Here is a 9,583-nt window from a genome sequence, read left to right as displayed (position 1 = left end):
CGTGGTGGGGGGCCTGAAGGCGCGGGTGGTGGCGGTGCTGCCACCGTCTCCCCGGTTGTTGCGCGTGGCCTTCGACGAGACGGGGGCGGCGCTCTGGTCCGGGCTCTACCGGACCGGGCGTCCGGTGCAGTACGCGTACATGGAGGCGCCGCTGTCGCTGTGGCATGTGCAGACGGCGTATGGCGCGCGGCCCTGGTCGGTGGAGGCGCCCTCCGCGGGGCTGCCCCTCACCTGGAGCGTGCTGCTGTTGCTGCGCAAGCAGGGCGTGCGGCTGGCTTCGCTCACCCACGCGGCGGGGCTTTCCTCCACGGGAGACGCGGCGCTGGACGCGGCGTTGCCTCGGCCCGAGCGTTCCGACATTCCCGCCGCCACGGTGGAGGCTGTCCTGCACACGCGGGCCTCCGGGGGGCGGGTGGTGGCGGTGGGCACCACCGTGGTGCGGGCCCTGGAGGGCCGCGCGGCGCGGCACGGCGGCTGGCTGGTGGCGGGGGAGGAGGTGACGGACCTGCTGCTGGGGCCGGGCTTCGTCCCACGGCTGGTGCACGGGCTGCTCACCGGTGTGCACGCGCCCGGGAGCAGCCACCATGCGTTGCTCCAGGCCTTCGCGGCGCTGCCGCTGCTCCAGGAGGTGGCCGCGCACGCGGAGGCGCGCGGCTACCTGGGGCACGAGTTCGGAGACTCGTGCCTGCTGCTGGACGCGTGAGCGGTGTGGGGCTCGGGGCCCTACTGGAGCTGCGTGGGCTCCAGCTCCACCTTCACCCAGCCGGGCTTGCGCGCGTCGAAGTTGCGGTACGCGTCAATGGCGCTGCCCATGGGCTCCACGTGGGACAGGATGGCCGTGGGGTCCACCACGCCAGTGCGCACCAGCTCCAGCAGCTTGGGGATGTACTTGCGGTGGTTGCAGTTGCCCATCTTCATCGTGAGGTTCTTGTTCATCGCCATGCCGATGGGGAACGTGCGCACCTGCGCCGGGTAGACGCCGATGATGGACAGGGTGCCGGCCTTGGCCAGTCCCTCCACGGCCCACATCAGGGCCTGGGCGGGCGCGTCGCCGGGCACCCAGTTCTCACCCTTGGGATTCGTCTTCGGGGCGGCTTCCTTCACCTCGCGCTTGAACTCGGCCTTCTCCTGGTGGGCCTTCTTCGCCGCGGGGCCGTGGTGCGGATGCATGGCGTCCACGCCCACCGCGTCGATGGCGCGGTCCACGCCAATGCCGTTGGTGAGGCGCTTGAGCGTCTCGAGCGGGTCTTCCTCCTCGAAGTTGATGACCTCGGCGCCCTGGGCCCGCGCCAGGTCCAGCCGGTCCTCGTGGCAGTCGATGGCGAAGACGCGGCCGGCGCCCAGCAGCTTCGCGCTGACGATGGCGAAGAGGCCCACGGGGCCGCAGCCGAACACCGCCACGGTGTCACCGGGTTTGATTTCCGCCAGCTCCGCGCCCATGTAGCCGGTGGGGAAGATGTCGGAGATGAGGATGGCCTGCTCGTCACTGACGCCCTCGGGAATGCGCACCAGGCCCACGTTCGCGAAGGGCACCCGCACCTTCTCCGCCTGCATGCCGTGGAAGGGCCCCGTCTCCTGGGGACCGCCGAAGAAGGCCGTGCCCGCGCTGGGGCCGTTGGGGTTGGCGTCGTTGCACTGCGCGTGGTACCCGGCGCGGCAGTACGAGCAGTTGCCACAGGCGATGGTGGACGGGATGACCACCCGGTCGCCGATGTTGAGGTTGCGGACGTCATCGCCCAGCGCCTCGACGACGCCCACGCCTTCGTGGCCCAGGATGGTGCCCGGCCTCATGCCCGGCATGGTGCCGCGAATCATGTGGAGGTCCGTGCCGCAGATGGCGCTCGCCGTCAGGCGGACGATGGCATCCGTCGGCTTCTCGATTCGCGGCTCCTCCACGTCGTCGAGCCGGATGTCCCCAATCCCATGGAAAACGACAGCCTTCATTGCGCGCGCTCCTGCCCCCTCGGGGCCCCAAGACGAAAAGGGCCTGCGCGGACGCAGACCCGCGTGACTTGGAGCCTGGGCATCGCCCCGGGTGAGGGCAAAGCGAGCGCCGCCTCCTCTTCTGCCTGGCGGCCGGGGGAGCGGGGGCTAGCGACCGCTGGAGGTGTTGTGGACGTGGAAGGTGAGCCGCTTGCCGAAGACGCGGCGGAAGTTCACGACCTCTCGGTCCGCGTTCCACAGCTCCAGGTCCACGGGGTGCCGGGTGTGCAGGTGCAGCGCCACGCCATCGCGGCCGTTGGTGGCCTTGAAGTCCTTGATGGGCTGGTGGTGGCTGACGTCCAGCGCGTTGGCCACGCGCAGCAGGGTGGCCAGCTTGCGCACCGTCCGCGCCTCGGCTGGATTGAGGCCCGCCATGCCGGCGTGGGTCAGCTCCGGCGGGCTGCGCCGGTGGTAGCGGGCGACGCGGGCCACCAGCTCGCGCTCGCGGTCGGCGAGGCCCGGCAGGTCGGCGTGGCGGATGAGGTAGTACGTGTGCTTGTGGTGCCGCTCGTAGCTGACGGCGTGGCCCACGTCGTGGAGGAGGGCGGCGACCTCCAGGTGGGAGCGCACCGACAGCGGCAGCTGGTGCAGCGCGGCCAGGTTGTCGAACAGGGTGAGTGACAGCCGGGCGACCTGGCGGGCGTGCTTCTCGTCGAAGTAGAAGCGCTTGCCCAGGGCGAGGGCGGCGTCCGCGAGGCTGTGGTCCTGGCGGTGCTCATCCTGCCGGTAGAGCAGGTCCACGAGGATGCCGTCACGCAGGCCGCGGTTGACGACGCTGACGGACTCGACGCCCAGGTGTCTGGCCACGCCCTCCAGGATGACCGCGCCGGAGACGATGATGTCCGCGCGGCGCGGGTCGAAGCGCTTGCGGCGGCGCTCCGGAGGCATCTGCGCCAGGGTGTCCACCGTCTGCGTGAGCTGCCGGACGGTGGCGTTGCCGCTGTTCTCCGCGGCGGCGAAGGCCACCACGGCGTTGATGGTTCCGGACGAGCCGAGCGCCACACGGGGGACGTTGGGCAGCGTGGGGGGCAGCGTCTTTTGCAGCACGTCCGAGACGAAGCTGCGCATGAGGCGCAGCTGCCGGGGCGGCACGGTGCGCGAGGCGTCGAAGACCTCGGTGAGGCGCACGGAGCCCAGCGCGAGGCTCCAGAGGTTGTCGGGCTTCTCGCCCATGGCGGTGGCGATTTCGGTGCTGCCGCCGCCGATGTCGATGAGGAGCGAGCGCGTCTGGGACGGCTTGCGGTGGAGCACGCCCAGGCAGATGAGGCGGGCCTCTTCCTTGCCGCTGACGACCTCCAGGTTGAGGCCGGCCTCCTCGCGCACGCGGCGGACGATGTCGGCGCTGTTCTTGGCCTCGCGCATGGCGCTGGTGGCCACGGCGCGCACCTGGGCCTTGTGGCGGCGGCAGAGGGCGGCGTAGCGGCGCAGGGTGGCCAGCAGGCGCTCGGCCGTCTCCTCCGGCATGGAGCCGGTGGCGAAGACGCCCTCTCCCGGGCGGATGGCGTCGCGTTCCTGGTGCAGGGTTTCGAGCGCGCCGTCGGCGTCTGGCCGCGCCAGCTCCAGACGGACGGCGTTGGTGCCCACGTCAATGGCGGCGAGTACGGGCGGAGGGCGGCGAGAAGGCATGGGTGGTTCTGGCCGGAGTCTACGGGGCTCCGGCGTTGATCGCAGCGGGAACCGCACCGGCAGGTTGGCCCCTCGCTTCGGCGCGTGACAGTCATGTATCAGCGGCTCAGCCGAGGAAGCGGCGCTCCCATCCACGAGCGGAGTCGGGCGGCCCCGCACTCGCGGGGACAGGCTACCGCTTCCGCCGCCGGCCCATGAAGCTGGCGACGCGCTCCGCGAGGCGGGCGACGGCCAGCCCCACGATGTCCAGCAACCACTGCTGGAGCCCGGTGCGAGCGCAGTCATCCAGGTACACCCGCCGCGAGCCGCGCAGGTGCTTGTCGAGCCACCGCTGTGCCTGCGCCGCCACGCCGGGGTCCTCCACCTCCACCAGCGTCTCCAGGTTCACCAGCGACAGCGGGTCCAGATTGAAGCTGCCCACCAGCAACTTCTTTCCGTCCACCAGCGCAGCCTTCGCGTGCAGCGTGGAGTCGGTCCACTCGTGGATGCTCACCCCGGCGCGCAGGAAGTCGCGGTACAGCCGCATGGTCGCCGCGCGCGCGAACACCACGTCGCTGCGCCCGGCCAGCATCAGCCGCACCGCCACGCCTCGCCGCGACGCGCGCTTGAGCGCCCGCATGAAGCCCTTGTCCGGCAGGAAGTACGCGTGCGCCAGCACCACCTCGTGCTCCGCGCCGTCAATCGCCTGGAGGTACCGCTTGCGCAGCCGGTGCCCACCCGCGAAGCCGGACAGGAACAGCCGCACCGCGCCCGACTCCAGCGCGGAGGCCCCCGCGTGCAGCGTGGCCCCCAGTTGCCGGCAGATGTCACCTCGCAGCTCCAGCGCCAGGTCGGCCCAGCCGGGCTGGTCCCCATTCGCCGCGTACACGTCCCCGATGTTGATGCCTCCCAGGAAGGCCACCGAGTCATCGACGAGGAGGAGCTTCCGGTGGTTGCGCCAGGAGCGGCCGGTGCACAGCGAGGTGAGCGGGTTGTACACGCGCACCTTCGCCCCCGCGGCCTCCAGCGTCTGCGTGAGGTGCCGGCTGGCGCCGATGCTGCCCCAGCCGTCCACCACCACCTTCACCGCGACGCCCCGGTGCGCCGCGGCCACCAGCGCTTCGAGGAACCTCGCGCCAATGCCATCGCGCTCGAAGGTGTAGACCTCCAGGTGCACCCGCGCCTGCGCGGCGGCAATGGCCTCCAGCATCCGCGGGTACGCCTCCGTCCCGCCGTCGAGCAGGGTGACGCGCTCCTCACGGACCTCGTTGAGGGGAAGGCGGAGACCAGGAGCGGTCAACGGCGGCGGTGAGGCTTCGGCGCGCATGAGCGCCTTCCACCCTACCGTTCCCAGCGTCTCGACGGGACAGCCTCACCGTGACATGGGGCCGTCCCGCCGCGAGCCGTCATCGCCCGTCGTGTTTGCGGGCGCCCTTGCCCTTGCCCTTGTGCTTGCACTCGGTGCCGTCCCAATACTGGCTCGGGTGGCAGTGCTTGCTGCTCCGCTTGGACTTCTTCGACTTGGGCGGACGCGAGTCGTAGTGGTGATGGTGGAAGCAGCCACTGAAGGTGAAGAGCGCGAGAACGGGGAGGAGGAAACGGGCTTTCATCGTGCGGGGCCAGGGCATGAATGCTCGGACCCGGCCCGGCGGCGCGCGGCCACATTCCCCCCATCGACGCTGTGCGATTGCTTCGATAGCCTGCGCGCCGTGCCCCCTGCTGCGAAGCCCGTTCGTCATCGGAAGATTGGTGCCTACCGCGTACTCGGAGAGCTGGGACGTGGTGGCATGGCCCTGGTGTACCGAGGCCTGCACGAGATGCTGCAGCGCGAAGTCGCCATCAAGGAGCTGCTCCCGGATGGGCAGCGTGACAGGGAGACGTTGTCGCGTTTCCGGCGCGAGGCGCTCGCGCTCGCGGCCTTCCGTCACCAGAACATCGTGACGCTCTACGACATGGTGGAGAAGGGTGAGAGCCTCTTCATGGTGATGGAGCTGGTGGACGGGCCCACCCTCCACACGCTCATCAAGGAAGGCCCGCTGCCAGCGGACGTCACCGGCGTCATCGCCGCGCGCATCGCCAGCGCGCTGGACCACGCGCACTTCCGCCACATCATCCACCGCGACCTCAAGCCCGCCAACGTCATGCTCACCAAGTCCGGTGAGGTGAAGCTGATGGACTTCGGCATCGCCAAGGACGTGGGCATGGAGGCGCTCACCCAGCAGGGCATGGCGGTGGGAACGCCGTCGTACATGTCCCCGGAGCAGGTGACGGGCGTGCCGGTGGATGGCCGCACCGACATCTTCTCGCTCGGCGTGCTGCTCTACGAAGCCCTCTCCGGCGCGCGCCCCTTCCACGGCAAGACGGCGGGCGAGGTCTTCGCGAAGATTCGCGACGGCAAGTACACGCCGCTCTCCAAGGTGGCGCCCAACGTCCCCGCGCCGCTGGTGCGCATCATCCAGCGCGCCATGGAGGTGAAGCCGGAGGACCGCTTCCCCGACGCCGCCGCCATGCGCCGTGAGCTGGACGTCTTCCTCGCGCAGGAGGTGCAGGTGTCCCACGCGGCGCTGCTGGTGGCCTTCCTGCGCCACCGTCAGAAGCTGACGGAGACGGAGGCCCAGCAGCTCATGCGGCCGCACGAGCTGGACGCCGCGGTGGAGGTGTTCGACACGGGGCGCTCCCGCCAGGGCGGGAGGCTGAGGTGGGCCCTGGCCGCCGCCATCGCGTTGATGACGGCGGCGGGCACCGGGCTCTACTTCACCCAGGCCCAGTGGGCGCCGCTGGTGGAGCAGCTCGCCCGCTGAGGCCGGCGGGTGGCTCAGGCCTGCTGCTTGGACTTGTCGTGCGTGACGGTGACGATGGTGCCGATGCCGCCGCGCACGAAGAAGTCGCCCACCACGGTGAGCTTGCGCGGCTGGATGGCCTTGATGATGTCGTCCGCGATGGTGTTGGTGACCTTCTCGTGGAAGGCCCCCTCATTGCGGTACGCCCACATGTAGAGCTTGAGGCTCTTGAGCTCGATGCAGCTCTGGTCCGGCACGTAGCTGATTTTGAAACGTGCGAAGTCCGGCTGACCGGTGAGCGGGCAGAGACAGGTGAACTCCGGGACGTCGAACACGATTTCGTAGTCGCGATCGGCGGCGGGGTTGGGGAAGGTCTGAAGTTCCTTGGACGGCTGCGAGGGCATGGCGCTGTCGTCTACCACACCAACGCCGCGTGTCATCCCTCCCGTCGATGTCCGCCTGCCAACGCGCCTGGCGTCCAGCAGGGGGGAATCCTGGGGAGGGCCCGGTTGCCGCTTGGGCGGGGGCCCATAATCAAGGGGAGCCTCTTCCCCCGCCCGAGCACATGCCGCTTCCCTCCGACGTCGAAGATGCATTCTCGTGCCTGCCGCTGGCGCTGGTTCGCGTCGGTCCGGACCTGCGCGTGCAGTGGTGCGAGGAAGGATTCGCCCACAAGACGGGCGTGGCGCTGCACGCCGGTGGCGACCTGCGGGACGCCCTGGAGCGCACCCGGAGCCTGGACGCCCTGGAGCGCGCCATCCGGGACGGCGCGCCCCACACCGGCCACGTCATCACCCGCGCGCTGCGTCAGGTCCGGGTGCAGGTGAAGCCCGCCTCGGCGGGCGAGGCAGCGGGCGCCTGGTTGGTGGTGGAGCCCTCGGGCGTGGACGACGAGGGGGCCTTCTCCCAGGCGGTGCAGGAGATTGCCCGTTCGGTGGGGGAGACGCTGGAGGTGGACAGCGTCTGCGCCGCCGCCGTGGTGGCCCTGGTCCGCTGCGCGCACGTGCGCCGCGCCGAGGTGTTCCTCTGCGAAGAGGAGGGCGGGAGCCTGCGCCGGGTGGCGGTGTCGGACCTGGCCGGCTCGGAGTCCCCCGAGGCGACCTTCGACTCCCAGTCGGACCCGTTCCGGCAGGCGCTGGCGCTGCGTCAGGCGCAGCTGGGCATCCAGCGGGGCTATGGGGATTCCATGGGCTCCATCTTCGCCGCGGTGCCGCTGTGCGCGCCGCGCCGGACGGTGGGCCTGCTGCTGCTCTACAAGGAACAGGGCACGTCCTTCTCCGTGCGGGAGCTGGACTTGTGGAGCGCCGCGGCGAATCAGCTGGCGGTGGCGGTGGAGAACGCGCGCCTGCTGCGCGAGGCCAAGGCGGCGCTCCAGGTGCGCGAGGAGTTCATCTCCATCGCCAGCCACGAGCTGAAGACGCCCCTCACGCCGCTGAAGCTGGGCCTCTTCACCATGGAGCGGCGCCTGTCGTCGGGCCAGCCGGTGGACCTGGCCACGGTGCTCAAGTCCAAGCGGCAGGTGGACCGGCTGGTGGGGCTGGTGGATGACCTGCTGGACGCGTCGCGCCTGGACGCGGGGAGGCTGGCGCTGGACCTGGCGCCGCTGGAGGTGGGGCAACTGGTGGCGGAGGTGGTGGACCACTTCCGCGCGGCCTTCGAGCGGCCCTTCGCCGTGGAGGTGCCCCGTGAGCGCGTCTGGGTGCGCGGGGACCGGGACAGGCTGGAGCAGGTGCTGGTGAACCTGCTGGAGAACGCGCACAAGTACAGCGCGCCGGAAGAGCCCATCGTCGTGACGGTGGAGCGCTCCCTGGGCGAGGCGCGCATCCACGTCCAGGACCACGGCATCGGCATCCCGGGCGCGGACCAGTCGCAGGTGTTCCAGCGCTTCTATCGGGCGCGCAACGTGTCACACCGCAACTTCGGCGGACTGGGGCTGGGCCTCTTCATCAGCCACTCCATCGCCCGGCTTCACGGCGGCGCGCTGTCGATGCGCAGCGCGGAAGGCAAGGGCAGCACCTTCTCGCTGAGCCTGCCTCGCATGGCGCCGCACGACGTGAGGCGGCTGCCCCACCGGCTGTTGCTGCTGGACGAGGACCAGACCCAGGAGGCCGCGGCGGAGCAGGTGCTGCTCTCCGAGGGCTTCGAGGTGCTGACGGCGCGCGACGGGGCTGAGGCGCTGCGGCGGGCCACGCACCTGCCGGTGGACCTCATCGTCCTGTCCACCAGCGCCACGCAGGGACAGACGAGCGTCTTCTTGGAGACCTTCGCCACGCTGCCGCGCGCGCGGCCGGTGCCCATCCTGCTGGCTGGAGACGAGCGCCCCTGGTGGGCGCATGAGGGCACGTCGTTGTGTACGCGCCCCTACCGGCCCGAGGACCTGGTGACTAGGGTGCGCAACGCGCTCTCCGTGGAGCGGCGGTCCACGGCCGAGGCGCCGCTGGACCTGCTCAGCTCCCGGACGTGAGCACGCGGAAGTTCACCGGGACGATTCCCGCCCGGGCCAGGAGCTCGCGCGCCTGGGGGTGGAGGAAGGTCTCCAGCTCGACCTCCCGCTGGGCCGCGTAGCCGCTCTTCAGCGTCTCCGGCCGGTAGCCCGGGTGGCACATCAGCTCGATGACGCCGTCCTGGGGCAGGGCGGCGAGCTCCGCCGCGAAGCGCTCCAGCGTCCAGTATGCCTCCGCGCCCGCGTCACCCACGAAGTGCGCGTTGGTGGCGACGCCCTGGGCCCGCAGCGTGCGCCGCATCTCCGCGTCGATGGAGCGCACCGGGACGCCCACGCTCCGCGCCGCCCGGGCCAGGCCCTCCAGGACCCCCGCGTGCAGGTGCAGGTGCTTGTGCACGTCCACGTGCGTGGCCGGCTGGCCCAGCAGGCCCGCGAGCCGTGCGAGCTGCGCGAGCGACTCCGCCTCCACGACGTCCGCCGGCAGGCTGCCCGCGCGCGCCTCCACGAAGCCGCCGTCCTCGCCAAGCAGCTCGCGCGGGAAGCCGCTCCACACGGGCGCGCCCCGGGCGAGGTTGAGGTGCAGGCCGATGGCGAGGCCCCGGGCCTCGCGCGCGGCGGCCTCGGAGAAGGGCGTGTTCACCATGAAGGTGGCCGACGAGACGACGCCCTCGCGCATGGAGCGGAGGATGCCGCGCGTGACGGCCGGGTCGTAGCCCAGGTCGTCGGCGTTGATGATGAGGGCGCGTGACGGCATGGCGGGGTCTCCTCGCGG

Annotated in this window: 9 protein-coding genes; 3 read left to right on the top strand and 6 right to left on the bottom strand. The window is 71.1% G+C overall.

Features of this window, described 5'->3' with window-relative positions; all coding sequences use genetic code 11:
• The coding region (locus HNV26_RS25270; protein WP_171452888.1) for an S-adenosylmethionine:tRNA ribosyltransferase-isomerase at positions 1-703 on the top strand (703 nt) is incomplete at its 5' end.
• Positions 704-723: 20 nt separating this feature from the next.
• On the opposite strand, the gene HNV26_RS25265 is transcribed toward HNV26_RS25270, so the two are convergent.
• From HNV26_RS25265 to HNV26_RS25250, 4 genes are all read right to left on the bottom strand, one after another.
• Positions 724-1,944, bottom strand: coding sequence for a zinc-dependent alcohol dehydrogenase (locus tag HNV26_RS25265; RefSeq protein WP_171440096.1), 1,221 nt, complete (start codon positions 1,942-1,944; stop codon positions 724-726).
• Between the two features lie 147 nt (positions 1,945-2,091).
• Positions 2,092-3,609 carry a Ppx/GppA phosphatase family protein gene (locus tag HNV26_RS25260; RefSeq protein WP_171440097.1) on the bottom strand — a complete coding sequence of 506 codons (1,518 nt, stop codon included), beginning with the start codon at positions 3,607-3,609 and terminating at the stop codon, positions 2,092-2,094.
• Positions 3,610-3,781: 172 nt separating this feature from the next.
• Positions 3,782-4,915: a phospholipase D-like domain-containing protein gene (locus HNV26_RS25255; protein ID WP_171440098.1), complete on the bottom strand. Its 1,134-nt coding sequence runs from the start codon at positions 4,913-4,915 to the stop codon at positions 3,782-3,784.
• A 79-nt stretch (positions 4,916-4,994) separates the two neighbouring features.
• A complete protein-coding gene (locus HNV26_RS25250; protein ID WP_237078841.1) occupies positions 4,995-5,198 on the bottom strand; it encodes a hypothetical protein in 204 nt (67 codons plus the stop codon).
• 177 nt (positions 5,199-5,375) lie between these two features.
• On the opposite strand from HNV26_RS25250, the gene HNV26_RS25245 reads away from it, so the two are divergent.
• Positions 5,376-6,389, top strand: coding sequence for a serine/threonine-protein kinase (locus HNV26_RS25245; RefSeq protein ID WP_253817007.1), 1,014 nt, complete (start codon positions 5,376-5,378; stop codon positions 6,387-6,389).
• 14 nt (positions 6,390-6,403) lie between these two features.
• On the opposite strand, the gene queF is transcribed toward HNV26_RS25245, so the two are convergent.
• Positions 6,404-6,772 (bottom strand): preQ(1) synthase, encoded by a 369-nt coding sequence (queF, locus tag HNV26_RS25240; RefSeq protein ID WP_090488789.1) that lies wholly within the window; start codon positions 6,770-6,772, stop codon positions 6,404-6,406.
• A 161-nt stretch (positions 6,773-6,933) separates the two neighbouring features.
• Here queF and HNV26_RS25235 point away from each other — a divergent pair, with 161 nt between their 5' ends.
• Positions 6,934-8,832: a hybrid sensor histidine kinase/response regulator gene (locus HNV26_RS25235; protein WP_171440100.1), complete on the top strand. Its 1,899-nt coding sequence runs from the start codon at positions 6,934-6,936 to the stop codon at positions 8,830-8,832.
• On the opposite strand, the gene HNV26_RS25230 is transcribed toward HNV26_RS25235, so the two are convergent.
• Positions 8,816-9,565, bottom strand: coding sequence for a carbohydrate deacetylase (locus HNV26_RS25230; RefSeq protein WP_171440101.1), 750 nt, complete (start codon positions 9,563-9,565; stop codon positions 8,816-8,818). The genes HNV26_RS25235 and HNV26_RS25230 overlap by 17 nt on opposite strands.
• Positions 9,566-9,583: the final 18 nt, after the last annotated feature.

Origin of the sequence: Myxococcus xanthus (assembly GCF_013116825.1) — a bacterium.
GTDB lineage: Bacteria > Myxococcota > Myxococcia > Myxococcales > Myxococcaceae > Myxococcus > Myxococcus xanthus_B.
This window is presented reverse-complemented; position numbering and strand designations above follow the sequence as displayed.